The organism is Pullulanibacillus sp. KACC 23026, from assembly GCF_029094525.1.
In the GTDB taxonomy this organism is placed as follows: Bacteria; Bacillota; Bacilli; order Bacillales; family Sporolactobacillaceae; genus KACC-23026.
This window is the reverse complement of the sequence record NZ_CP119107.1, coordinates 4394474-4420927: the sequence shown is the minus strand read 5'-3', so window position 1 is coordinate 4420927 and position 26454 is coordinate 4394474. Positions and strand designations below refer to the sequence as shown.

The 26454-nt window shown below is 39.6% G+C and carries 30 protein-coding genes and 1 pseudogene; 30 read left to right on the top strand and 1 reads right to left on the bottom strand.

Annotated elements, in window-relative coordinates; genetic code table 11:
- Positions 1-95: 95 nt before the first annotated feature.
- From glpX to PU629_RS20415, 21 genes and pseudogenes are all read left to right on the top strand, one after another.
- Entirely contained in the window at positions 96-1085 is a 990-nt protein-coding gene (gene glpX, locus PU629_RS20510; RefSeq protein ID WP_275281877.1) for a class II fructose-bisphosphatase, read from the top strand.
- A gap of 312 nt (positions 1086-1397) precedes the next feature.
- Positions 1398-2168 carry a DeoR/GlpR family DNA-binding transcription regulator gene (locus tag PU629_RS20505; protein ID WP_275281876.1) on the top strand — a complete coding sequence of 257 codons (771 nt, stop codon included), beginning with the start codon at positions 1398-1400 and terminating at the stop codon, positions 2166-2168.
- 339 nt (positions 2169-2507) lie between these two features.
- On the top strand, positions 2508-3389 hold the full coding sequence (locus PU629_RS20500; RefSeq protein WP_275281875.1) for an STAS domain-containing protein: 882 nt from the start codon (positions 2508-2510) through the stop codon (positions 3387-3389).
- Positions 3390-3801: 412 nt separating this feature from the next.
- Positions 3802-3927, top strand: coding sequence for a hypothetical protein (locus PU629_RS20495; protein ID WP_275281874.1), 126 nt, complete (start codon positions 3802-3804; stop codon positions 3925-3927).
- Positions 3906-4031 carry a hypothetical protein gene (locus tag PU629_RS20490; RefSeq protein WP_275281873.1) on the top strand — a complete coding sequence of 42 codons (126 nt, stop codon included), beginning with the start codon at positions 3906-3908 and terminating at the stop codon, positions 4029-4031. The genes PU629_RS20495 and PU629_RS20490 overlap by 22 nt, the downstream gene beginning before the upstream one ends.
- Positions 4032-4165: 134 nt before the next feature.
- Positions 4166-4291 (top strand): hypothetical protein, encoded by a 126-nt coding sequence (locus PU629_RS20485; RefSeq protein ID WP_275281872.1) that lies wholly within the window; start codon positions 4166-4168, stop codon positions 4289-4291.
- 134 nt (positions 4292-4425) lie between these two features.
- Positions 4426-4551 (top strand): hypothetical protein, encoded by a 126-nt coding sequence (locus PU629_RS20480; RefSeq protein WP_275281871.1) that lies wholly within the window; start codon positions 4426-4428, stop codon positions 4549-4551.
- Positions 4552-4633: 82 nt separating this feature from the next.
- Positions 4634-4759, top strand: a complete 126-nt coding sequence (locus tag PU629_RS20475) for a hypothetical protein (protein WP_275281870.1) — start codon at positions 4634-4636, stop codon at positions 4757-4759.
- Between the two features lie 309 nt (positions 4760-5068).
- Entirely contained in the window at positions 5069-5311 is a 243-nt protein-coding gene (locus tag PU629_RS20470; protein WP_275281869.1) for a hypothetical protein, read from the top strand.
- Positions 5298-5882, top strand: a complete 585-nt coding sequence (locus PU629_RS20465; RefSeq protein ID WP_275281868.1) for an immune inhibitor A domain-containing protein — start codon at positions 5298-5300, stop codon at positions 5880-5882. The genes PU629_RS20470 and PU629_RS20465 overlap by 14 nt, the downstream gene beginning before the upstream one ends.
- Positions 5882-6340, top strand: a pseudogene (locus PU629_RS22500) (immune inhibitor A domain-containing protein); the annotation flags it as partial. The gene PU629_RS20465 and the pseudogene PU629_RS22500, both read left to right, overlap by 1 nt.
- 42 nt (positions 6341-6382) lie before the next feature.
- Positions 6383-7504 carry a hypothetical protein gene (locus tag PU629_RS20460; RefSeq protein ID WP_343076320.1) on the top strand — a complete coding sequence of 374 codons (1122 nt, stop codon included), beginning with the start codon at positions 6383-6385 and terminating at the stop codon, positions 7502-7504.
- Between the two features lie 175 nt (positions 7505-7679).
- Entirely contained in the window at positions 7680-8141 is a 462-nt protein-coding gene (locus PU629_RS20455; protein WP_275281867.1) for an RNA polymerase sigma factor, read from the top strand.
- A 2-nt stretch (positions 8142-8143) separates the two neighbouring features.
- Positions 8144-9352 carry a hypothetical protein gene (locus PU629_RS20450; protein WP_275281866.1) on the top strand — a complete coding sequence of 403 codons (1209 nt, stop codon included), beginning with the start codon at positions 8144-8146 and terminating at the stop codon, positions 9350-9352.
- A gap of 73 nt (positions 9353-9425) precedes the next feature.
- Positions 9426-9566: a hypothetical protein gene (locus tag PU629_RS20445; RefSeq protein WP_275281865.1), complete on the top strand. Its 141-nt coding sequence runs from the start codon at positions 9426-9428 to the stop codon at positions 9564-9566.
- Positions 9567-10078: 512 nt separating this feature from the next.
- A complete protein-coding gene (locus tag PU629_RS20440; protein WP_275281864.1) occupies positions 10079-11254 on the top strand; it encodes a glycoside hydrolase family 53 protein in 1176 nt (391 codons plus the stop codon).
- 692 nt (positions 11255-11946) lie between these two features.
- The gene (locus PU629_RS20435) at positions 11947-13236 is read left to right on the top strand and encodes an ABC transporter substrate-binding protein (RefSeq protein WP_275281863.1); all 1290 of its coding nucleotides are present in this window, start codon (positions 11947-11949) and stop codon (positions 13234-13236) included.
- 412 nt (positions 13237-13648) lie between these two features.
- Positions 13649-14500, top strand: coding sequence for a carbohydrate ABC transporter permease (locus PU629_RS20430; protein WP_275281862.1), 852 nt, complete (start codon positions 13649-13651; stop codon positions 14498-14500).
- Positions 14501-14502: 2 nt separating this feature from the next.
- A complete protein-coding gene (locus PU629_RS20425) occupies positions 14503-15351 on the top strand; it encodes a carbohydrate ABC transporter permease (protein WP_275281861.1) in 849 nt (282 codons plus the stop codon).
- 50 nt (positions 15352-15401) lie between these two features.
- The gene (locus tag PU629_RS20420) at positions 15402-17498 is read left to right on the top strand and encodes a beta-galactosidase (RefSeq protein WP_275281860.1); all 2097 of its coding nucleotides are present in this window, start codon (positions 15402-15404) and stop codon (positions 17496-17498) included.
- A 149-nt stretch (positions 17499-17647) separates the two neighbouring features.
- A complete protein-coding gene (locus PU629_RS20415; protein WP_275281859.1) occupies positions 17648-18481 on the top strand; it encodes an AraC family transcriptional regulator in 834 nt (277 codons plus the stop codon).
- A gap of 12 nt (positions 18482-18493) precedes the next feature.
- Here PU629_RS20415 and PU629_RS20410 read toward each other — a convergent pair whose 3' ends face one another.
- Complete coding sequence (locus tag PU629_RS20410) at positions 18494-18835, bottom strand: hypothetical protein (protein ID WP_275281858.1); 342 nt, start codon at positions 18833-18835, stop codon at positions 18494-18496.
- Positions 18836-19416: 581 nt separating this feature from the next.
- On the opposite strand from PU629_RS20410, the gene PU629_RS20405 reads away from it, so the two are divergent.
- The 9 genes from PU629_RS20405 (at position 19417) to PU629_RS20365 (ending at position 26217) form a co-directional block, all read left to right on the top strand.
- A complete protein-coding gene (locus PU629_RS20405; RefSeq protein WP_275281857.1) occupies positions 19417-20721 on the top strand; it encodes an MFS transporter in 1305 nt (434 codons plus the stop codon).
- Positions 20722-20914: 193 nt separating this feature from the next.
- Positions 20915-21601, top strand: a complete 687-nt coding sequence (locus tag PU629_RS20400; protein WP_275281856.1) for an NAD(P)H-dependent oxidoreductase — start codon at positions 20915-20917, stop codon at positions 21599-21601.
- A gap of 532 nt (positions 21602-22133) precedes the next feature.
- Positions 22134-22433 carry a hypothetical protein gene (locus PU629_RS20395; protein WP_275281855.1) on the top strand — a complete coding sequence of 100 codons (300 nt, stop codon included), beginning with the start codon at positions 22134-22136 and terminating at the stop codon, positions 22431-22433.
- Positions 22434-22597: 164 nt separating this feature from the next.
- The gene (locus PU629_RS20390; protein WP_275281854.1) at positions 22598-23047 is read left to right on the top strand and encodes a YrvL family regulatory protein; all 450 of its coding nucleotides are present in this window, start codon (positions 22598-22600) and stop codon (positions 23045-23047) included.
- Between the two features lie 246 nt (positions 23048-23293).
- On the top strand, positions 23294-23680 hold the full coding sequence (locus PU629_RS20385) for a DUF5071 domain-containing protein (protein ID WP_275281853.1): 387 nt from the start codon (positions 23294-23296) through the stop codon (positions 23678-23680).
- Between the two features lie 134 nt (positions 23681-23814).
- Entirely contained in the window at positions 23815-24165 is a 351-nt protein-coding gene (locus PU629_RS20380; protein WP_275281852.1) for a hypothetical protein, read from the top strand.
- A gap of 151 nt (positions 24166-24316) precedes the next feature.
- Entirely contained in the window at positions 24317-25108 is a 792-nt protein-coding gene (locus PU629_RS20375) for an SDR family NAD(P)-dependent oxidoreductase (protein WP_481900462.1), read from the top strand.
- A gap of 115 nt (positions 25109-25223) precedes the next feature.
- Positions 25224-25733, top strand: a complete 510-nt coding sequence (locus tag PU629_RS20370) for a nucleoside deaminase (RefSeq protein WP_275281851.1) — start codon at positions 25224-25226, stop codon at positions 25731-25733.
- 121 nt (positions 25734-25854) lie between these two features.
- Complete coding sequence (locus PU629_RS20365; RefSeq protein ID WP_275281850.1) at positions 25855-26217, top strand: hypothetical protein; 363 nt, start codon at positions 25855-25857, stop codon at positions 26215-26217.
- Positions 26218-26454 lie beyond the last annotated feature (237 nt).

Sequence of the window (26454 nt, the reverse complement as noted above, 5' to 3'; positions counted from 1 at the left end):
GAACTATTGAGTTTACAGTCTTTTTATTTGGGGTTGAATAGTGATACAAATTTTGTTAATTTCGAGACTGTGAACTAAGAGGAGTGATACTTATTATGGGAATAAAAAACGATTTAGCTGAGCCTATTTGCACCCAACATCTCGTAATGGAGTTTCTGGCTGTATCTCAGCAAGCAGCCATGGCTTGTTATCCTTTCGTTGGACGCCGTGATAAAATGGAGGCGGATGGGGCTGGTACAAAGGCCATGCGTCAACGCATGAATCAGATTGACATGAATGGGGTCATTGTTATTGGTGAAGGGGAAATGGATGAGGCCCCGATGCTTTATATTGATGAAAAACTTGGCACCGGCAAAGGTCCCCATGTTGACATCGCCGTCGATCCTGTTGAGGGGACAAATCTAATGGCAACAGGGAGAGAAAACTCGCTAGTTGTAATGGCGGTTGCAGATAGAGGAAGCTTGCTGCACGCTCCAGACATGTATATGGAGAAAATAGCGGTTGGCCCAAAAGCTAAAGGGGTTATTAATATTGAAAGCTCTCTAACAGAAAATATGAGAGCAGTGGCAGCTGCTTTAGGCAAAGATGTCTCTGAACTCACCGTTATGATTCAGGATCGCCCGCGTCATGAATCCTATATTCAGCAAGTTTTGCAAGAAGGTGCAAGTGTTAAACTCTTTTCTGATGTAGACATAACAGGGGCTATTGCTACAGCTTTTGATGATATTAACGTTGATATATTGGTTGGAATTGGTGGTGCGCCAGAGGGTGTCATCACGGCTGCAGCATTAAAATGTTTGGGAGGAGACTTTCAAGCAAGACTTGTTCCGCAAAATGAAGCTGAAGTGGAGCGTTGCAAAAAAATGGGGATAGAGAACCCAGAAAAAGCTTTAAAATTAGATGAAATTGTTAGGACCGATGATTGTTTCTTTGTTGCGACTGGTATTACAGATGGTATGCTATTAAAGGGTGCACACATGACCAAGAAACATTTTCTTAAAACCCACTCTCTTGTAATTACTGGTGGAAACATGAAAAGCACTCAATTTGTAACGGGGGAATTTCCAATTGACAGCAACTTTTAAAGTTCCTGAAGCAATAAAATGAAATAATTTACATAGCCTGTGAGCGAATGCCTTTCTTCCTTAATGAAATCCAGCTTAACTAAAGTCAATTCCTTTTTAATTGGATTTTATTTTGAAAATCTAGGGTAACTTAATTCTACATTAAGATTTGATAGGAATTACATGCCAGTTCGGATAAAAGCTAAGTTGTATTTCGTTGTTTCTTATTGCTTTAAAGAGAAATAGAAGTAAAAAGATGTTTAAAAATGGTTTTTTTTATTGTTTCATGTAAAAATTGTATAGTAAAGAATTGAAAGGTAAGAAGGTGAAACAATGTTTGTGGACCAACGGAGAAATAAAATACTTGAAATGATTGCTGAAAAAGGCACCGTTTCAGTAAATGAACTAACTGGTTTACTAAATACATCTGCAGCTACCATCCGAGCTGATTTAAATACATTGGAGAAACAAGGGTTACTTATTCGTACTCATGGCGGGGCTATTCAGAAAGAAGAAGCAGAGCAAGTTGATAAAATGTATGAATTCAGAGAGAAAAGGTTTCGCAGTGAGAAGCAACGTATAGGAAGTGCTGCCTTAAAATATATTCAATCTGGTCATTGTATTTTGCTGGATGCAAGTACAACCTGTTTTGAACTTGCAAAACTTTTAAATGATGTAAAATTTAATTTGACGGTTGTCACAACGGGAATTGCAACAGCGGCATTGTTAAAGGAAAACCCGAATTTAACGGTCATTATTATTGGAGGAATTGTTCGTAATCATTCCAATTCAGTTGAAGGTTTGCTTGGAAAGGAACTTTTGCAGAAGATAAATATTGATATCTTATTTACCTCTGCTTTTGCCTTTAATACTAAAGATGGTCTTTCTGATTTTAGCTACTACGAGGTTGAATTAAAACGAACCATGGTGGCTGTCTCAAATAAAGTCATAGCTTTACTCGACCATAGCAAATTTGATAAAAGCTCAATTGCAACATTTGCTCGTCCAACAGAAATCGACTTAATCATTACGGACAAAAAAGTTGAGAAAGAAACACGTGATTTCTTTATCGAAAATCAAATTGAGCTAGAAGTTGTGGAGTAATAACCAATTTAGCAAGAAGGTCCCATTAGTGCAGGTATTAACGAAAAGGAAAACGGATTCTTTTTATAGCCAGAGATCGGGTGTGATAAATTAAGAGCACCAGAGCCGAAGCCCCTTGGAAAGAAGGGGCTTCTTTCGTTTGTTGACATTAACGGCATAAGCCATAAAGTAGGTTGGGTAACCAAGGGGCATACGACTATTTAAAAGCTCTTAGGAAGCGGCTAATCAAAAAACAAGTCGCTAATGGAAACAAGAGCTGGTTATGGTTGGACTTTCATTGTAATAAGCTTAATAATAAGGTAAGAATTGAAAAAGAGCGTTAAGGAATGGGGAATAAAAATGACGGATGAACTTCTGCTTTTGGGGGAAATGATTCTTAAAAGAAAATATGAATTAGCAAAAGAAGTTCATAGCAGTAGACTTTCTAAAGTTCGATTGACTGAATTTCAAAAGCAGCAGCTTGATAAATTTGAACCATATATTTTAGAAATCCGTGCTAATTTTATTGGTTTGTTTGGAGAAGCAATCGTTAATCAATTAGACCCGTTTAACGCGGAAAGTTTGGTACATAAATGGGGAGAAGAAAACGGCAAAATCTTTTTTGATAATGGAGTCTCATTGAACGAAGCGCTAGAAGATACAAGTTTTTACAGAAAATCAATATGGAACGCGATTAAAGAAGAAGTTAAAGATAAGGACTTTTCATTAGATGTCGTCTTTGAAGCCATTTCATTTATTGATCCCCTTTTGGACAAGGCTGTCTATTATTTTAGTCTTGCTTATGTAGAATCTTACCAAGAGTCTATTCAAAAAGCACAATCGGCTTTACTTGAGTTAACAGTGCCTGTTGTTCCTTTAGATTCAGAGATTGGCATACTTCCCTTAATCGGTGTAATAGATACGAATAGAGCCCGATACCTAATGGAAGAGACCTTGAAACAAGCAGAAAAATTGAAATTACAATACCTTGTTTTAGATTTATCGGGTGTCTTAACAGTCGATACAATGGTAGCTGATCAAATATTTAAAGTAGTGAATGCTCTTTCTTTACTAGGTGTTGAAACGATCATTACGGGGATAAGACCCGATGTTGCCCAAACAACGGTGTCATTGGGCATTAATTTAGATCGCGTCATCATTAAGAAAACACCGCATCACGCATTGGAAATGATCAATTCAATTAAAACGAAAAATGAGCAAGAATCAAGTCACACCCTTTGATAACGTAACGGGTTGACTTGTGAGTTGGAAGACGTCACACACAACCCCTTCACCTAGAGATCTCTGAAGCTATAAATGTTCATTAGACGCTCAGGGCGAGTTGATAAATAGGCGGAAAAATTCCCCTTAATTAAGAAATAGTGCCCGAAAATAGCTTAAATAGACGGAGGTATTCCGGCTATTGACTCTAGAAAGCGTGAATAAGGGTCCTTATACCCTGCTTAAACGGAAAACCTCCGTTTATATTCCCACATCTGAGCTCGATTCTGCTGTTTTACCGGAAAATCTCCGCTTAATAGCCCAAAGGCTTCAGAATTTCATTCAAATAATGTTGAAAACAAGCATCCATATGGGTGCTTTTTCTGTTTTATCGAGGGAATGAACGCCAAAATAGGGTTGAGAGCAGGAAAGAATGGCGTTCATCGAGGGAATGAACGCCAAAATAAGGTTGAGAGCAGGCAAGAAAGGCGTTCATCGAGGGGATGAACGCCAAAATAAGTGGATGAGGCAGCCGGAATGGCGTTCATTGAGGGAATGAACGCCAAAATAGGGTTGAGAGCAGGCAAGAAAGGCGTTCATCGAGGGGATGAACGCCAAAATAAGTGGATGAGGCAGCCGGAATGGCGTTCATTGAGGGGATGAACGCCAAAATAGGTGGATGAGGCAGCCGGAATGGCGTTCATCGAGGGGATGAACGCCAAAATAAGTGGATGAGGCAGCCGGAATGGCGTTCATCGAGGGAATGAACGCCAAAATAGGTGGATGAGGCAGCCGGAATGGCGTTCATTGAGGGAATGAACGCCAAAATAGGGTTGAGAGCAGGCAAGAATGGCGTTCATCGAGGGGATGAACGCCAAAATAAGTGGATGAGGCAGCCGGAAAGGCGTTCATCGAGGGAATGAACGCCAAAATGGGGTTGAGAGCAGGCAAGAATGGCGTTCATCGAGGGGATGAACGCCAAAATAAGTGGATGAGGCAGCCGGAATGGCGTTCATTGAGGGAATGAACGCCAAAATAAGTGGATGAGGCAGCCGGAATGGCGTTCATTGAGGGAATGAATGCCAAAATAAGGTTGAGAGCAGGCAAGAATGGCGTTCATCGAGGGGATGAACGCCAAAATAAGTGGATGAGGCAGCCGGAAAGGCGTTCATCGAGGGAATGAACGCCAAAATAAGTGGATGAGGCAGCCGGAATGGCGTTCATTGAGGGGATGAACGCCAAAATAGGTGGATGAGGCAGCCGGAATGGCGTTCATCGAGGGGATGAACCCCAAAATAAGGTTGAGAGCAGGCAAGAAAGGCGTTCATCGAGGGGATGAACGCCAAAATAGGTGGATGAGGCAGCCGGAATGGCGTTCATTGAGGGAATGAACGCCAAAATAAGGTTGAGAGCAGGCAAGAATGGCGTTCATCGAGGGGATGAATGCCAAAATAACTAATAAAGGCTTATTAAAGTCCTTACGATTTTTGTATAAAAAAGTCGTAAGTTTAGGTCTTTAGAGGGGAGAAAAGTCGAAACAATAGTAAAATAGATTTATTTTACTGAAATAAAGGAAAATAGAGAGGGATATCGCGTCATTTAATCGAATTTTTAGAGTAATCAAATATTTCGTTTTGACGGGGGCATGAGGGGGGATCGTGTCACAACCGTCTAAAACATGTATTATGGGGGGAACAAATTTGATTAATTGGAAACAAACATTGGGGACATCTATTATTTCGGCTGGATTAGTATTTGGCACATTTGGCCCAGCGGCCTTTGCCAAATCGACAGGAGAAAATACCTCAGATCCAACAGTTGCTGCAGATCCAACTTTTGAGAAATACCAAGGCGGCCCTTTTGACATTGGGTTAGTGAATGATGATGCCTTACTCAAATCCTTGACTAAACAAGGGGTAATTGACAAAAATGGCCAGCACTAAAGAGCAACAGACAGCATTAACTCAATACATCCAGCAAAGAGCCAAAGCTGCAAGCCAAATAGCTGGAAACGCGAGTACCAAAGAGGTTCGAAGTAAGCTGCAAACAAAGGCGGGTTTAAAACAAAACCCACCTGGAAAATCAAAAGAGGTACAGAATGACCAGACTACGCCAAAAACTAATCCGGGAATCGGAAATGGGGATGTGAATCCTATCCAACCGGAAGCTTGGAACGGTTCGGTCCGTCAGGACAAAGAATTAGTCCTCTTAATGGACTATCCTGATTATCCGCACGATGCCTTGCCACAAAGAGATGGAGATGATCCTGGTGCTGTATTGAGCTTACCTTCTTACCCAACTAGCCACTACCAAAATATGATTTTTGGTAAAAATGGCTATGAAGGGCCAAACGGTCAAAATCTTATTTCTGAAAAACAATTTTATGAACAGCAATCTGGAGGAAGTTACACCGTTGACGGGGATGTCTATGGTTGGTTTACCGCCAAACATAATGCAGCTTATTACGGTGGACATAGTGCATCAGGAGGGAATGACCAAAATCTCGTGCTTTAATTAGTGAAGCCTTAGCGGATGTTGCAGCTACTGGTGTAGATCTTAATCAATATGATCAAGAGGATCCATATGACCTTGATGGAGACGGTAATACCCGTGAGCCAGATGGAATTATTGATCATCTCGTCGTTGTTCACGCGGGAATTGGCGAAGAATCCGGCGGTGGTTCACTGGGCGAGGATGCCATTTAGTCCCATAGCTGGAACCTCGCTGCACCAACAACTATTCCAGAAACAAAAGCTAAAGTGGGCTACTGGGGTGGTCAATTAACCGGCTATGCCTACACGGTTCAACCAGAAGACGGAGCAGCGGGTGTGTTCTCACATGAATTTGGACACAATCTTGGTCTCCCAGATGATTATGATATTAATTACAGCACCCCATATGATGAGCCTGTTGTTTATTGGTCCATCATGTCTGCGGGTAGCTGGGGAGGAAAGATCGCAGGGACCGAACCAACCGGCTTCAACGCAAAGGATAAAGAATTTTTACAAAGCACGATGCCTGATGCGAACTGGTTTAAACCGGCCACTTTCGATCTCGATAATCTAAAAGGAAATGGACAATTCGTTAAATTAGATGAAGCCAGTGTCAAAGGAACAAATGCCGACGCTGTTCGGGTCAACTTACCTGATAAGGAAACCGACATCAATCAATCTGAGAGCGGTTCCTATGAATATTTCAGTGGAAGCGATAATAATCTTGATAATTCGATGACGACTACGGTGGATCTGACAGGTAAAACGTCTGCAGAGCTCACCTTCAAAACTTGGTACGACATCGAACCCGACTGGGATTATGCGTCTATCCAGGTTCAACAAAATGGCAAATGGGTCACGGTTCCTGGAAATATCACTACAACCTCTAACCCGAATGCTCAAAATCCGGGGAATGGTATTACAGGGTCATCTGATGGGAAATGGGTGGATGCCCAATTCGATCTCTCCAAATATGCTGGACAAAAGCTAATGCTTCGCTTCAACTATTGGACAGATGTTGCAGCCATTCATCCTGGTTTCTATGTGGATGATATTAACGTAACTGCTGACAGAACGACCCTTTTATCTGACGGTGCAGAAAGCAGTCAATCACCATTTACTCTTGACGGCTTTAAACAAGATCAAGGAAAAACCTATACGGAAAACTACTACCTTCTTGAATGGCGCAATTATGCCGCAACCGATGAAGCATTGGCTCATATCGCCCGCGGAAATTCATTGCTTAGCTATGATCCAGGCCTTGCCGTGTGGTATGTAGATAATAAGTATAGTGATAACGTTGAGGCAGACCATCCAGGGAATGGATTCTTAAACGTTGTTGATGCACACCAAAATGTCCTCGCATGGACAGATGGTAGTATTGCATCAAACCGATACCAAGCGAAAGATGCTGCCTTCTCATTGAACAAAACAGCTGCTGAATTCTTAGGCTACACGGGTGTTGCAAATCACAACCTCGTTATTGACAGCTTTGCCCCTGCTTCGTTCTTTAACGATGCGAAGTCTTACTACAATCCAACTTACCCATACATCGGTGTTCAACTTCCACAAGATGGTTTGAAGATCCATGTTATTGGCCAAGCAAAAGATATGTCCGTTGGTGCCATCCATCTCCAAGACTAAAAGTCGCACCCAACAAACCGTTCTCTAAAAGAGGACGGTTTGTTTTTTTATGTCAGTTTCCTAAAAGAGAATAAATTTTATAAAAAAATCTCCAACACTTTGGTAGGCTGGACCGTTATCTATATGAACAGGTTAAAATGGAGGTAATTAATTAAAGTAGGAATGAGTGATCAGGATGGAAGCGAGTGGGATCTATGACCATTTAAAATCGGATTTGTTTCGATTTGCCCGCTCCATTGCAAGGCATGAGCAGGAAGTGCAAGATCTGGTGCAGGATGCCTTAATAAAATCATTAAGCGAGGAGACGCTTGTTTATCTACCAGACTATAAGCAACGCGCTTGGTTTTATCGGGTCATGAAGAACCGGTTAATTGATGATCGAAGAAAGGAGCGGCGTCTCGTTACGTGGGATCATGAACTTGAGTTTCCCGCTCAAGACTTGGTGGGTTCAGAGGTCGAAATGGTCGAGTTGCTCTCCCATTTATCAGCCGACTTGAGTGATATTGTATTTAAACGCTATTGGATTGGATTATCTAGTCAAGAAATTGGGGAACAATTACAACTCCCAGCTTCTACCGTGCGTTACAAGCTTCATCTAGCTGTAAAAAAACTAAGGAAAATGTTGAGGGAGGACTAACAATGGGACAGAAAATTGGAAATGTGGGGGTACTAAATCTATTACATGCAACAGAAGAAAGTATTCAAGGCATTGAAAGAATTCAAAATGTGGGGGTTGTCTATTACACGAGTGAAACGGCCGGTCTGTTGACAAAGTTATCTATTGATAATGTTGGCCAAGGTATTGAGATCCCTGAAGGCTATAGCTTATTGAAGGATTCCCTTTACCTTGATCGCGACTATTTAAATACGATTACCGCCCCTTTGAAGCTCTTTGTCATTGAAAATGTAGTATTAGATTGGACGATTGAGCCAGATCAGCTGAAAACTGGCTTTCTAGAACTTTGTGTGAAGGGGAATGTCTATTGTCCGTCCCATTTGGCAGGTGCTGTTCACTATCTCTTGTCCAAAGAAGCAGCCGCTATCATCCCTTATAAAGACGCCCCACCTCGAATCGAAAAAGGTTACCTTGAGTTGACCAATTCTTATCTGCAATCATTTGATAGACCGCAACATTTAATTTTAAAGGGGCTATTAAAATTCGCCAAGGACCTTGATCCCGATCTTTTTATGGAAAAAGTAAGTCGGTTAGAGGTCAAAGGATCGGTGACAATCAACGAGGAGCAAGAACCCTATCTTTATAAAAAGATGCCGTCACTTGCTAAGACCAAAGTGACTATTCTTCCAAAAGGCTATGACGTTTTGAAAAAATCGCTCAGACTAAATGCGCGTTCAATCCGCCGATTAAGAAAGAAAAAGCTCTATACTGAATACCCAATTATTCTTGAAGCAGATATTAGTCGTGAACAGTTATCTGAGGCCATTACCCATATTCGCTCAACCGGAATCATCATCTGTCATGAACAGGTAGAAGACTTGGTCTTCGAAATAACCGATGACATAGAGACCGAGGTGGTGACCTATGAAAATAGCTTTGTTTTGATTGAAGACGATCAAAAGTGGTCGAATGATCAGCTTTTGGCTTTGAAACAACCAACTTCCTTTATCGTCACAGGCGAACTCACCTTTGACCAAGATGTTCAAGAGGACACCCTGCTAGCCAAGATCAAAACGCTCGATATATTTGGAGAGGTGATCATCCCCGTAAAAAGCTTAAGAGGTACGCTGCAAAGCCTCATTCGAATCAATGAAGGAGAAATCAATGCCGAAGAGACTGAAACAGAGGGACAAAGCACTCAACTTAGTAACCTTGGCCAATTAACGCTTTGATTTAAAGAAAAAAGGATTAGGGATCAGCTAATCCCACTTTATATGAAGAATTCTCTGAAAAGGGGGTCGTTCCATGTTTCGAGCTAATTGCCTCATTTTTACCATAACCATCTCTATGAACCGCAGGCAATCATCCTATCTAGAACATCAGCGGATCAAGCAATTATATGAGGAAGCCAAACAAAAATGCAGCCAATATTATATGAAAGGCTGAAAGCGTCTTTCCAAAAGAAAGCCATGCTGTGGGGAGCTTGTTCGATTTTTGAGGGAGACCCGCCATCCAGGCTGCTGCTTGGGGTTTATGATAGTTCAGTTCTAGAATTTTCTTCGTGCAGCTTTCTTACCTAAGCCCCCAAAAAATTCGGGACATTAGGTGAGAAGGCTGCATTTGTATCTGCGTAAAATAGGTAAACCAGCTTGAAGGAAATTCGGGTCGGGCACTCAAGATCGTGAGGCAAGCAGTTGGTTTGCAGGATCTTGAAGGTAATCAGCGCCAAATTTCCATAAAGAGTCACCTCAGTCGGATGGTCAATGAAGTGGTTGAACCGATGGATTGGTGGCTATTTCGCTCTCAAGCTGGATGAGGAATTCTGAATGGTACTGATTTTCATTTTTTTATATTTTGAATTCATTTTTTTATATTAATAAATTGTTTGAATTGTTTTACCATATTTTTATGGCCGTTTTATGAAAGCGGTTATAATTTTGCGTTTGGAGGGACTCGGAATGCGTAGAAGATTAAAGGGAATAGGCGCTATCTTCATGTCAGTTATTGTGGGAGTCTTTATGGTCATCTCAACAACAACGGTCAGTTTCGCAAAAACGAATCATGAGAATGGCAAAGCACCAACTGCACCATTTATTAAAGGTGCGGATATTTCGTCTTATCAGGCGATTGTTGATCACGGCGGTGTATTCTATGACCATGGTCAACAAGAGAATCTTCTAAAAATATTAAAGGACCATGGAGTAAATTATATTCGTCTAAGGCTATGGGTGAACCCTGTCCAAGAAGATGGTTATAACAATTTAGCGAATACAATCAAAGTGGCCAGTGAAGCGAAGGCCATGGGCTTTAAGTTTTTACTAGACATTCATTATTCTGATACTTGGGCAGATCCAGGCAAACAGACTGTTCCAGCAGCATGGCAAAATGATACGTTTGATCAATTAACACAACAAGTCCATGACTACACGGTAAATGTTATTCGACAGTTAGGGCTGCACAATGCAGCGCCAGATATGGTCCAAATTGGGAATGAAATCACAAGTGGCATGCTATGGCCTTATGGAAAAGATTGGACATCCGAAGGTTTTGATAATCTGGCTACCTTATTAAAAGCAGGCATTAGTGGGGTTAAAGCTAATGATCCCCATGCAAAAATAATGCTTCATATAGACCAAGGGGGTAATAATGATACCTCTCGTTGGTTCTTTGATAATATTACCCAACGTGATGTACCATTCGATATTATTGGCTTATCTTACTATCCATATTGGCATGGTACACTTGCTCAATTGAAAAACAACATGGATGATATTACCGTTCGTTACAACAAACCCGTTGTCATCGCTGAGACGGCGTACGCTTATACCTTGCAAGACTTTGATAATGAACCAAACAACTTTACAGCTGATGATGTCGTTCAAGGATATCCTGCTACCGTTCAAGGACAGGCAAAATTTATGAAAGATTTAACGAAAACACTTTTCAGCGTGCCAAATGACCAAGCGCTGGGCTACTTTTATTGGGAACCGGCATGGATTCCAGTTCAAGGTGCTGGCTGGATTGACGGAGGCGGCGATGGTTGGGATAACCAAACCCTGTTCGACCAAAATGGAAACGCATTACCTTCTTTAAATGTGTTTGAAATGAATCGTCCAGTCTTAACCAAACACTAAAGAATTTAAAAAGGATCGCGTCCTTAGACTAACTAGTTCCGAAACGTGAGAGAAAATCTATGGAACACTATAATTAGCAGACAAAAGCTTGGGGTTTTCCCCAAGCTTTTGTCTTTAATAGGAGACGCTAAGGTAGCGGATTTCCTAATTAAGCGGAGAAATTCCTCTTAATTAGGAAATAGTGCTGAAAATAGCTAAAATAGACGGAGAAATTCCGGCTATTGACTCCAGAAAGTGTGGTTGGGAGTCATTTTTCCCTGCTTAACCGGAAAACCTCCGCTTATATACCCGCATCTGAGCTCGATTCTGCCGTTTAACGGAAAAATCTCCGCTTATTTTTTGTTACTCAGGTGACCTGCTTTAGTAAAAAATCAATCTAACAACTAGATACAAATGAACCTCGTATTTAGCAAGCCAGCACGGAGTCGTTCAAAGATGTGAAATCACGAGGTTATTTCAAGCAGCAAGCTGGCTCACGATCATCCTTGATCGCGAACGCGAAAGTTTGAATTAAGTTGATACGGGGATTTATTTCAGTTTCATATTCTTATACTTTAGAAACAGATTTTCATATTTCGGCAGCAATGAAAACGTTTTATAATCAATTATGCAGACACAAGAGGCCTATTCAAAATACAACCTTGTGTTAAGATACTTATACTTTTAGATGAATTTAGATAGGAGGAACTAAAGTGAAAAAGTCGATTTCTTTATTAGCAGTTATTGCGCTTATCGCTGTGCTTGCACTTGCTGGTTGCGGTAGTTCAACTAGTAATGGCAGTGGGAGTAAAAGTGACGGTAAAGCCAATATTACAATTTGGGCAACAAATATTAATGTTCCAATCTTAAAGGCGGCTGTTAAAACTTATCAGAAGGATCATCCTAACTTCAATGCCAATATCGTTGAAATGGCGAATGATGATATTCGATCAAAGATTACAACTGGTCTGCAAGCTCAAGGTCAGGGCCTTCCAGATGCTGCTTTATTGGTTGATGATGGGATTAATGGTTACTTATCAAGCTTCCCTAACGCTTTTGTTGACATTACGAAACAGGGGTTTGCTGATAAACACAAGAGTGATTTCCCACAATACAAAATTGATAGTGTTTCATACAAAGGTGATATGTATGCCTTACCACTTGATGCGGGTCCTGTAGGTTTATTCTACCGCACCGATATTTTCAAAAAAGCGGGTGTTGATCCTAATTCTATTAAAACTTGGGATGATTACATCAAAGCAGGACAAACCATCAAAGCAAAAACGGGCGTCGACATGCTAAGTTATGACAACACGGATATCACGGTTTACACGATTCTTTTAAGTGAACTTGGTCAAGGGTATTTCAACAAAGCGGGTACACAAACAACATTAGGTACACCTGACTCAGTAAAAGCAGCAAACATTATGCAAGAGATGGCAAAAGATAAAATTTTACTTGGTGCATCTGGCTGGAGCGCTTGGGTATCCTCACTTTCAAACAGCAAAACAGCGACTGCTATAGCTGGTGCTTGGTTAGTGGGTACGCTTGAACAACAGGTTCCTGATCAATCCGGTAAATGGGGTGTAATGCTATTACCTTCATACACACAAGGAGGAACACGTGCAGCGAACCAAGGCGGCAGCTCATTCGTTATCTCCAAATCAAGTCAAAATGTTGATGCCACTTATGACTTCTTAGAATGGTTTACAACTAACTATAATACGCAGGTGCAAACTATGAAGGGGGGATTATTCCCAAGTTACTTGCCAGTGTATAAAGATGATTTATTTAGCCAACCAGAAAAATATTTTGGCGATCAAAAAGTGTGGCAATTGTTTGCAAACGAAATGCAAAACATTCCATCTGTTTTCTATACAGCTAACGACGCGGTTGCACGTGATGAAGCCATCAAGATGCAATCAGAAATTACAAATGGTAAAGATGTTAAATCATCATTAAATACAGCGAAAGCTAACGTGAAAACACACATCAATCAATAAAGAAGCAAGATTTTAATTAAAAATAACAAGGGACGTTGCGGCGTCTCTTGTATATTTTGAATCGGACTGCTTGTTAAAAACTAAATTTTAAAAACGAAAGTGACGGCAAATATAGAATCCGGGAGGAACGGGATCATATAAATCCATTAAAATCCCGAGAAACGGACTATTTCCGATGACTATAAATAAGCACCTGAACGGATAGGCTTTATTGGATACTTCAAGTTCATTAGGGATTGCCTAACCAAATGAGACTAGCGTTTTGGCCGTGGTTTTGGGTTTCACCAAACTATTCTCAAGCCTCGCAAAGTCTACTTAAAAATTTGCAGAAAAGGTTTCTCCTGAAGAGAAAATCATATTTTACATAGGCTAGTTATCAATTAGCCTGATCAAAAGGGTGAGGGGGAAAATCATGACACGTAATAGATCAATCCCATATTGGTTCTTAATGCCAGCATTAATATTGTTCATTATTTTCACAATCTATCCGATACTTTCTTCCTTGATCTTAAGTTTTGAAAAACTCGACCAAGGAACCTATGTCTTTGCTGGATTTGCTAATTACGTCCGGTTATTTCATGACACTGTTTTCTATAAAGCATTAGAAAATACTTTTATTATTCTTGTCATCCAAGTACCTATTATGCTGATTCTGGCTTTAATTCTAGCCTCTGCATTAAATAGTAAGCTATTAAAACTTCGAGGCTTTTTCAGAGTAAGTTTCTTTATGCCAGCTGTCACTTCACTGGTTGCTTACTCCATCCTTTTTTCCATCCTTTTACAAGATAATGGTCTTATCAACCACTTATTAGGTTATGTTGGGATTAAACCGGTTCATTGGCTAACGACAGCAATCGGTGCAAAGGTCTCTATTATTCTAGCGATGACGTGGCGCTGGACTGGCTATAACATGGTTATCTATTTAGCGGCTATGCAAAACATTCCTGAAGAACTGTACGAAGCCGCAAGCTTAGACGGAGCAGGGAAATTTAGACAGTTTATTAATGTCACGGTTCCGCAATTAAAACCGGTGATATTGTTTACAGCCATCATCTCTACTATCTCAACCTTACAGTTATTCGATGAACCCTATAACTTAACAAAAGGTGGACCAGGCGATGCAACCATGACGCTTGGACTTTATATCTATCAAAATGGCTTTAAATATTTCGACTTCGGTTACGCTTCAGCCATTGCCTATATTGTTGTAATTATTGTTGCAATCCTTTCTTATGTGCAATTTAAAGTGACAGGAGATGAATAGACATGGCGACGACAACGGTCACACACAAAAATAAAAGCTACTTTGGAACTAAAGTTGGGCTTTACCTTCCTTTAATTATTACGCTGATTATTTCAATCTTCCCTTTCTATTGGATGATTGTCGGAGCTACCAACCATTCAAGTAAAATGTTTACTAATCCACCGACGCTTTCGTTCGGTAATCAACTGGCGACAAACTTAAGTAACTTAAATGATTCGGTAGGCATTTGGAGAGTCCTTTTTAACTCATTATTGGTTTCCTTGGTCTATGTCGCACTATCATTGACTATTTGTACACTCGCAGCCTATGCCTTATCCAAATTTGAATTTAAAGGTAAAAGAGTGATTTTCACGGTGCTTATGCTGTCAATGATGATTCCCTATCAAGCAACATTAATTCCACTATTCCGTTTGATGGCGGATTTTCATTTGCTTAACACCTATTTTGCACTCATTGCTCCCCAGCTTGTATTCCCATTTGCGATCTTCTTAATGAGGCAAAACTTCATTGCCTTCCCAACAGCTTTAATGGAAGCTGCACGAATTGATGGCGCTGGAGAGTTGAAAATTTTCTTGACAATTGTCATCCCATCAATGAAACCAGCACTTGCAGCAACAGCCATTTATTTATTCATGATGCAATGGAACAATTTCATGTGGCCGCTTGTTGCGACAACATCGAGCAATATGTACACATTCCCAGTCGCTCTCTCAAGTTTGATTGGTGTCTCGATCATCGATTATGGCCAGGTCATGACAGGGATTACGATTGCGACAATACCGATTATCATTTTCTTCTTACTTCTACAAAAACAATTCATTTCTGGAATGCTAGGAAGTGCAGTGAAGTAAGTGTAGGGACTAACTAACTTATGGAAGACAGGCTAACAAGGAGAGGACCTATGAATACTAAATTTAAAGCGATTCAGGACAAAGTCAAAGCTTTTTTACACGGCGGAGATTATAACCCGGACCAGTGGCTGCGGTATCCTGAAATAATTAAAGAAGATTATCGCCTTATGAAGCTTGCTCATTGCAATGCTTTCTCATTAAATATCTTTGGCTGGAGTGCGATAGAGCCTGAAGAAGGAAAGTACAGCTTCGAATGGTTAGACAATACTATGGATAGACTTGCGGCACAAGGTGCTTATGTTATTTTGGCGACACCAAGCGGAGCAAGACCAGCATGGATGTCGCAAAAATATCCAGAAGTACTTCGCGTACAGCCTAATCGACAACGAAATCTGCATGGTCAACGCCACAACCATTGCTACACATCCCCTGTGTATCGTGAGAAGACGCAAAACATCAATAGAATCCTAGCTGATCGTTATAAAGATCATCCGGCACTCATCATGTGGCATGTGTCTAATGAATACGGTGGCGAGTGTCATTGTAACCTCTGCCAGGAAGCTTTTCGTGATTGGCTAAAAGTTAAGTATGGAACGCTTGAAGACTTGAACCATGCGTGGTGGACGTCATTTTGGAGCCACACATATACTGATTGGTCACAAATCGAATCACCGGCTCCACATGGGGAGAATTTTGTTCATGCTCATAATCTAGACTGGAAACGATTTGTCACAGATCAAACCATTGATTTTTATAAAAATGAAATCGTGCCGTTGCGCGAATTGACACCGGACATTCCAGTTACAACCAACTTTATGGGGAATCATCCTCACATGGGCCCGTTTCTTGGTCTCGACTATCACAAGTTTGCCAAGGAGGTCGATGTCGTTACATGGGATACGTATCCAGCGTGGCACAACGATACTCAAGATACTTCCGACTTGTCATCAGACGTTTCATTCATGCACGACCTTTATCGTTCATTAAAACAACAACCGTTTTTGATTATGGAAAATACTCCGAGCCTGGTCAATTGGCATCCAGTCAATAAGCCAAAGCGACCTAATATGCACAAGTTGGCAAGTCTGCAGGCTGTTGCTCATGGCGCGGATTCGAATCTCTATTTTCAATGGCGAAAGGGTCGAGGTGCCTCCGAAAAATTCCATGGGGCTGTGGTTGATCATGCCGGCCATGAAAACACCCGTGTTTTTCGTGAAGTCGCTGAAATTGGTGAGATATTAGAAAGAATAGCTGAGGTCATTGGATCGACCATTGATGCAGAGGTTGCCATTATTTATGACTGGGAAAATCAATGGGCAATTGATGATTTGCAAGGATTAAAACTTGAAAAGAAAAACTATATCGAAACATGCCAGGCGCATTACAAAGCATTTTGGAAGCAAGGCATTCCGGTTGATATTGTTGCCTCTGAAGCGGACCTCTCAAAATATAAGCTTGTTGTGGCACCTATGTTATACATGATTCGCCAAGGGGTAGCTGAAAACCTTGAAGCCTTTGTTTCAGGCGGCGGAACGCTTGTTTCAACGTACTGGAGCGGCATTGTTAACGAAAATGATTTGACCTTCTTAGGTGGATTCCCTGGCCCACTAGGAAAGCTTCTTGGTATTTGGGCTGAAGAAATTGATTCACTTTACGATTCAGAAACCAATGAGTTACTATTTACAGGGGACGAAGCACATGGCATGGGTAAACTGTCTGGTGAAGGGCGTTATTCAGCAAGTGACTACTGTGAAGTGATTCATGTTGAAACGGCTACGGTCCTTGCCGAGTATCAGTCGGAGTATTACAAAGGCATGCCGGCGGTTACCGTGAATGAGTTTGGCAGCGGTCAAGCCTTCTACATGGCTTCCCGAAATGAGCAGCGTTTCCTTGATGACTTTTATAACAGATTAAGCTCGAATCTTGAGTTGGCAAAGGCATTAGAGACTGAACTTCCAAAAGGTGTGAGTGTCTCAACACGTTCTCACGGTAAAACTAACTATACATTCGTGATGAATTTTAACGAATCGGAATCAACTATTACTCTTCCAGCTAGCAATTCTTATCAAGAACTAATCAACGATAAGGTCGTTTCCGGAACGGTCAAGCTTAAGCCGTATGAAGTGTTAATCTTAAAAAGGGATTAGGAATAAAGGACGGGCGCTCGCATTCAAGTATAGGCGATGTCCGTCTTTTTACTATTATAAACTATAGGGAGTTCTATGAGATGCGTGCAAGAGAGGCCTTCCGAGAGCATTCACAAGTAACGAACAAACAAGGTGAGGGGTGAGAAAAAATGGAAGAAGTTAAGAAACGACATACGTTTTTGTCAATGGGCACACCGCTTCCTGTTTTTATTGATACTATTGGTTATAATCCTCGTGAAGAAGATTTTGCCAGACCAGAAGGTTATCCTTACTATCATTGGCTGCAAACGGTGAAAGGGGAGGGGATTTTCACCTTTAATGGAGACGATTATCTTTTAACTCCCGGCAAAGGCATCTTATTGACGCCCTATACACCGCATTCTTATTATGCAAAGACTCGTGAGTGGTCTACACTTTATTTGACGTTTGGCGGTTCGGTTGTGACGTCGATTTTAAACGCGCTGGAAATTAATTTTTCTTCATTATATGTCGATACAAAGAAACTTCCTTTTTCTAAAAAAGTGGAGGAGATGCTCGCCCGGGTTGAGAAGGAAACGGAACTCGCTCGTCTTGATAGCTCAGCAGATTTATATAGTTTTCTAATCATGTTAAAGAAATTTGGACGCCATCAAGGTCAAAGCTCACTTTCGCAAAACTATGAGAAGCTTCGACCGATTATCCAATGGCTTGATGTGATGTATCCAGAAAACATTGGCCTTCGTGAGATTGCTGATTATGCTGGTATGAGTTCTCAGCATTTGAGCTCCCTTTTTCGAGCCACATTCAACATGAGTCCCTATGCGTTTCTTATAAACCTTCGAATTCGCGAAGCCAAAAGGCGCTTATCTTCGGGGGAAGAGGTGTTATTAAAAGACATCGCTCATGATGTTGGATTTAATGATGTCAGCCATTTTATCGCCACATTCAAAAGAATCGAAGGGGTAACGCCAAAAAAATATCGTAGTTTTTATGATCGCTCATAAAGCAACAACGCTTTATCGTTCATCTTCTAAACTTCTTTTCAATTGCACTACTTTTGTACTTAATACTTCATTGCACTTTGGAATGTGCCGTTTTAAAAAAGGAATAATGTCATCCACATAAGCTTGAACGCGAAGTCCAGGTTCCCTCTCCGGAATATTAAGGATAAATTGAGCTAAAATATTACTTTCAATGGCCCAATTCTCTTCATTTTTATGTGGCTTTGAAATGGAGAGGATCTCTTCGGTCCGTATTTTAGGCTTCAAGCTTTGCAGGTGGTTCGTTATATAATCCTTGTAATTATCTTCACTTGGTAAACGCAAAATAATATCGGCAAATGTTATTACTTCAATCATAGTGGTGCCTCCTGTTTCTATCTAATGGTTCGTAGCCTTCCTTCATTCATTAATCTAATCTGCAAGAGGGGAGGGAGAGGATTTTTGGTTAGGAATAGAGAGGCTGAAGTTGCCTGGGACGTTATTTTCCTAAAGGGTAATTTCATCTAATTGGAATCCCTAAATTCAATCTAATAAGAAATCGGTTCAAATTTAATAACTTTCTAACTCTTTATTTTATGTTTATTTTAAAAAAACATATTTTTATATTACTACGATTGCACAAGATTTGCACTTGTTATCCTTTATAAGAGACAACTCTCCTTTATTTTTCTTAATGATAATAATAGTTCAGGTTCCCTCGGTCATCCCTTTATTTATTTCCTATTTTTGCATTTGACAGCAAGGGAAACCTGTGTAAAGATTAATATAATTAAAACAGTCCTTTAACCCAGTCCTGTGAGGCTGAGAAGGAAGCGGATTAAAGCATATAGTCTAGTAATAGGACTATTATGTTTTTAGAAGCCTTCTCGTCATGCGGCGAGAAGGCTTTTGTTATTCTTCCAAAGAGACTGTAGACCAAGACATTAGGGGGAATAATAATGGCGACATTGAGCAAGCCTGAGCAGTTAGGTGTAGCCGTTTCTTCGAGATCACAACGCATTAAAACATTAATAGGTTCAGTTCTAGGTTATGGATCTGAAGGTATGGATTTCCTTTTGATTTCTTTCGTATTAGTCTATATTACAAGAGACTTCCACCTTTCAACGGTTCAAGGCGGTAATCTGACATTAGCGACAACACTGGGGATGCTTGCGGGATCTTACCTATTTGGATTTATTGCGGATTTATTTGGCAGAATGCGTACATTAGCCTACACGATTCTTTTATTTACCGTTGCGACAGGGCTAATTTATTTTGCACAGGATTATTCACAGCTTTTAATCCTTCGATTCTTAGTCGGAATGGGAGTAGGCGGAGAGTTTGGCATCGGCATGACAGCTGTTACAGAAACATGGTCGAAAAATCAACGTGCAAAAGCCACCTCCATTGTTGCCTTGGGCTGGCAAGTAGGCGTTTTAACGGCTTCCGTTCTTCCCGTCTTCATTGTACCGGCATTTGGCTGGAGAGCGGTCTTTTTAGTCGGATTAATTCCGGCACTACTAGCCTTATTTGTACGTAAAAGTTTAGAAGAACCGGAAATGTGGAGACAATCTAATCTCAATAAACGAACCTTATTAAGAAAAGCCGAACAAAAGACAATAACTGCTGAAGAACAGCTTCAATTAGATAACTTGAAAAAATTCCCTTTGAAAAAGCTTTTTGCCAATAGGAAATTAGCGGTTACGACAATCGGTTTGATCTTCATGTCCTTCATTCAGAACTTTGGTTATTATGGAATCTTCACATGGATGCCTACCATTCTGGCTAATAAATATGGGTATACTTTGAGCAAAGCAAGCGGTTGGATGCTCATTTCCACGATTGGTATGTTAATCGGAATTACCATTTTTGGAATCCTGGCCGATAAAATTGGACGGAAAAAGACATTTGCTCTCTATTATATCTGTGGAACCATTTATTGTGTGATCTATTTCTTCGTATTTAATGATCAAACGTTATTATTATGGGGTAGCGCATTGCTCGGATTTTTTGTGAATGGTATGATGGGCGGAATCGGTGCCGTCTTAGCTGAAAACTTTCCGGCGGAAGCTCGCTCAACAGCTGAGAACTTTATCTTTGGTACAGGACGGGGATTGGCCGGCTTCGGTCCGGTTATCATTGGATTAGTTGCAACAGGAGGCAGTTTGTATGGTGCCTTGTCACTGATCTTCTTGATTTACCCTATTGGTCTTATCATTATGCTTATTTGTATCCCTGAAACGAAGGGGAAAGCATTAGAGTAAGCGAACGAAACCGATAAATGGAGGTCGCTCATAAGTTGAAACTTGTGGGAGGCCTTTTTCTTTTAATGGTTGAAGGCAGATTGCTTGAAAGAGTGGCCTTTTTGGCGATAGAATGCTCCAAGAGATAAGAATATCCTTACGGGGAAAAGACATCCTAATGATGATTTTTCTTATAATTAAAGGAGAGGTTTGTATGAAGCTTACGAATAGTCATGCTAATAAGGATCTTTTATTAAAAGCCTTTAACTTTCGCCATGCTTGTAAGGAATTTGACCCAGAGAGGAAAATTCCGGATGAAGATTTTGACTTGATCTTAGAAGCAGCAAGGTTATCGCCTAGCTCAGTGGGTCTTGAGCCTTGGCGGTTCGTCATCATTCAAAATCAAGAGATTCGGGAGAGACTAAAAAATGTCTCGTGGGGAGCACAGGGGCAAGCCCCGACTGCCAGTCACTTTATGGTAGTTTTAGCCCGGACCATGACGGATCTCAAATACGACTCGGATTATGTTTCTCATATGATGAGGGAGGTCCATCAGATTCCAGAAGAGATCGTCCAACTGTTAATTGATAAAAACTATAAGAATTTTGCTGAATCCGATTTTAAACTGATGGAAAGCGATCGGGCTATGTTTGATTGGGCATGCAAACAGGCGTACATAGCTTTAAGTAATATGATGACTACTGCCGCGATCATGGGAATCGATTCCTGTCCAATCGAGGGGTTTGATCGGGATAAGGTAACTCAAGTTCTTAAAGAAGAGGGCATTTTAGATGAGAAGCATTTTGGTGTCGCCTGCTTTGCCGCCTTTGGATATCGAGTGAGAGAGCCACGACCAAAATCCCGGCAGAATCTTAAGGACATTGTCGAGTGGGTCAAATAGGATAAGGGTTTTCACCGCGAACGAGTTTTATTGGTGTGTAAAAGTGCCTTTCCCACGAAAAAGGGCTGCGTGCGTAAGGAAAATGGTGGGCAATCCTGGCTTCTCCACGAAACTCACCGTTCGCTCAAGAATCAAAACCAATCGTTATCATCATAACGGGTTCGCTTGTGAGGTGCAAACAACTAACTATCAAGGCAAATCGCACGGGCTTTCACAATGAATTTCACCGTGCGATTTTTATTGTAATATCAGCCTATTGACCTTTTTATATATAATTCACTTAACAAGTCGCATATCAATTCACAAGGATGAAATAATTATTGTGTAGGGTGTGTGAATTTGCTGTGATTTTGAGCATGAATTATAAAGCGTTTACACAGAGTATTCGGATATTTATGTTAATATAATATTATATTATAACCATTAAAAATAATGTGAATAATTTCGCTTAAACTAAAGATCAGTATAGTGAAAAAGAGTGGAATACGAATATGTTGCAAAAAAAAGGGAGTCTTCAAAGGAGGGGAAACTGTTGACTAGAAAGGTATATGGTTTTGTATCTCTTTTGTTAGCATTAATAATGTTTGGTGTACTTATTAAGAATTTCTTTTTCATTACAGGAAGATTTTCCTTTATACAAAGAACTTTTGGAATAGTTGAGCCAATAGGAACTTTACTTACGTTTGTAGTAATGGTTGTTTTCATCATTTGTAGCTTGAGGCTTATTTGGAGAATATCAATTAGAAAGATTTTAATGGTAATATTATTTTCTTTAATAATTTTAGTTGTTATTCCGATTGCTCTAATTCTTAGTCACATTGGTGAGCTGTAAGCAAATTGTTATTCCACTAACGAGAGCTTATGTTGAACAAGGCTGTCGCCTTCGCTTCTTCAAACAAGGTTCAGAATAGTTGAAGAAGGAAGCGTTCCATAAATATGGTGAACACTAAAAATTCAAGAAAGGAATTGAAACTGATTTTATTGGTGGTGTAATAATTGTCTCAGGATAATGATAAGTTGCCAGTCGATAGAATGAACTTATTAGAAAAAATAATAGTTGTTATAGGGATAATTGTCCTTATAATATTATCGATTACCGTTATCATTGGCATTATTATTCTTGGTGAAACTGGTTTTTTCAAGTTGTTTGGCGTTAATTATACATCTTTATATGCCTTGATTAGGTTCATAATATTTTTCTTCGTTCTTGATTTTATATTTGATTTAGTCACAACTCCAATCATTAAATTTTTAATAACAGGAAAATTCTTTTTGATAAAAAGAATGATAATAGATGGCATCTTTACTTGGCTTGCCTTATATGTGGCTGATAGCTTAATGACTAATATTACAATTTCATATAAAACTGAGATTATTGCTGTAATTTTGTTTGTTTTTATTGAGGTTGCAATTGGTAATAAAGTGAAAATTTATAAAGGAAAATAGTAATTCATATTCAACTAACGATAAGCGATTGTTGAACAAGGCTGTCTTGTCTCATTTAAAAGTAAGCATCTCTTCACTAAAATGAAAAGATGCTTTTTATTTTTTAACCAGAAACAGGAAAATAATGAATGCTAAAAATATAGAATATTGCGCTACTTCACTAACGAGAGCGTTTGTTGAATAAGGATTTATATATTTGTATAAGTGCAGGATAAAATAAAACAGTATTGAGGTGGTCGTCCATAAATGGAACATTTAGAGGTTTTGCTTCCTAAAGATAAATTTGACATCAGTAGTGTAGAAAAATTAAACGGACTTGATCGTGAAGAAATTATTTATCTTGTGCCAAAACTTCTTGAATGGATTCAGGATATGAATTGGTTAATTGCTCCTAAAATAGCTGATTTACTCTTGGATTTTCCAAATGAGACAACTCCACATATCAGAAAAGTATTTGAAACCGAAGATGACATATGGAAATATTGGTGTTTAGATGTTTTAGTGCAGCGTTTTCCTGCTGAATCCAAAATGGCACTTAAAAATGACTTGATTAGATTAGCGGAACGACCTTCTGAAGGTGAGAAATTAGAAGAAGTTGATGTTAAAGCTAAGGAGATATTAAAGGAACTATGATTTTTAACTAAAGGTAGCGATACTTCAAGAAGGTATCGCTGTTTTCTTATTGAGCTAAAGGCTGACTCAGAATAGTTCAATAAGGAATGAACATAATATTCTAATATAATTGGAATGAGGGAAGGTGCTTACAAGTGGATATAAGAAATTTTGCCGAGGTTACTTTGGATTATTTTACTGCAATTGCCTTAAACGATATAGAGGAATATGTTTTAAAAGGAGAACCAACTCCTATTAATGATGTGGTAAAAGAATGGTTCGAATGGTTAGCGGAACACAGTAATTCATTTACAGATGATACTCTTGAATTAGTGAAAGAACAGTTGGCAAACGATTTAGGTGCAATGTCAATTTGGGTAGAAAATAGACAGTTTCAGGATGATGTATTGTCTTCATTTAAGAAATACTTTGACCAAAATACATATTTTCTTGAATTCTTTACAACCATTTATCTAAAAGGTCTGGAAGATGATGGACTTAGATAAAAGGATTTTAGGCTTATTAAACTAACGGAAGCTATTCTTCAAGAAGGAGAATGGCCCTTTATCATTGAAGTATAAGGAAGATAATATAGAAGGCTTCACATATTTTGAAAGGTGGTAGTTAGCTATAAAACCATTACAAGGTAAGATTGCTGTGGTTACAGGTGCATCTCGTGGAGCTGGGAGGGGTATAGCTTATGAACTTGGTGCTGCGGGTGCAACTGTGTATGTGACTGGAAGGAGCATTCAAGGAGCAACAACCGATAACCGTCCAGAAACCATTGAGGAAACTGCCGATGGTGTCACTTCACGAGGAGGTAAAGGAATCGCAATACGATGTGATCATACAAACGACAATGACGTGAGAAAACTGTTTGATCAAATTGATAGGGAACACGGTGGTATCGACATTTTAGTCAATTGTGTATTTGGTGGTTCCGAAAGTTCTCTACCATCAGGAGATGGACGGCATTTTTGGGAACGACCACTAGAGCATTGGGATGCAATGATGGTTGCTGGACCACAAGCTTATCTGCTGACTGCTCGATACGCTGTACCACTTATGAAACGACACCAAAAAGGTCTAATTGTTAACATTACATTTTTTATCAAGGACAAAATTTCAAGTAATTTATACTACGATTTGGCTATGAATGCTATCAATCGAATGACATTAGGACTGGCAAAGGAATTAAGGGACTTTAATGTTTCAGCGGTTGCAGTTTGTCCTGGTTGGATGAGGACAGAAAGAGTTACAGATTCAGGTTTTGGATCTGAGGATGGAGCAACGGAAACAACAGCATATGTAGGTCGTGCGGTTGTGGCATTGGCATCAGACAACAAAGTATTTAAGTTTTCTGGTGACACAATAATGGTGGCTGAACTAGCAAGAAAATATGGCTTCACCGATGTCGATGGAACTCAACCTTTGCCGTTTGAAGGATAATCCACTTCTTGTACAAAACGGGGGCTATTCTTCAAGAAGGAGATGTCTCCTTTTTTGTTAAAGTTAAGGTTAAGTACAGTTTTAGAACGGAAAACTGCATAGGGGAGGAAGAGATATGAAAAGCGATAGAGATAGATATTTTTTAGAAAAAGCACTAGAAGAAGCTGTACAGGCATTAAATGAAAATACATATCCAATCGGGGCAGTTATTGTTGACGAAAACCACAATTTAATTGCCAAAGGACGGAATCGGGTACATCCTGAACAAGATGCAACAGCTCACGCTGAAATAGATGCCATAAGAAACGCGGGTAAAGCTATTCTGGATGCTAAAGTAAATCGTGAGAAGTTTACAATTTATACTTCTTTAGAACCTTGCCCTATGTGTACAGGCGGTATTTTGTTTGCAAATATAAAAAAAGTTGTGTGGTTACTAAATGATGAACAAGGGTTTGGTGGGTATAGAAAGCTCAAAGGTTCAAATTCTTTTGATGAACGATTTAATGAAGTTGAGCTTATTATTGAGCCCTACGAGGATTTAAAAGAGAAGCAAATTGAACTTATGAACAAGTGGGCAATAAATCCAAATAACCTGGTTAATTTAAGAGGATCTGTTAAGAAGTAATCCTTATTCAACAAACGAATGCTTTTATTTAATAAGGATATCGCCGTTCCTTATTGAAATATCGGTCAGAATAGTTGAAGAAGAAAATGTATTAATGTATGAACAGGGGGGGAGATTGAAAATGGAATTAACGAAACCTATACGGGGCATTTTTTTCGATCTTGGTTGGACAATTTTTCATCCTGCCACAGGCGATTGGAAATTAACTGAGAAAGCTTTGCAATATATTAATCTTGATATTCTCCGTTCAATACCAAAGGAAAGACTTAATCAAGCATTTTTAAAAGCAAACGAAATCTTAAAAAAGGAAATATACAAGAGTGAATCCGAAGAACTTGAAAGGTATACGAATTATTATAAAAAATTTTCTGAAATGCTACCTGAAATCAAATTATCGATGCAACAAGCTGAAATTATTGCTTATGATAGAGTGTATAACGATTCCAATTATGTGTTTTTTGATGATGCTAAAAAAAACAATTGAAGCATTAAAAGAAAAGTATAAAGCCGGGGTAATATCAGATACAGACCCTTCTATTATAAGAGTCTTAAAAAACGCAGGGATATACGATTACTTTGACAATTTTACATTTAATTTTGAGATTGGGGAATACAAACCTAGTTCGGTTATCTTTGAAACGCAATCAGAGTAATGAATCTACCAGCAAGTGAAACGGTTTTTATTGATGATTATGAAAAAAACTTAGATAGTGCCACTAAT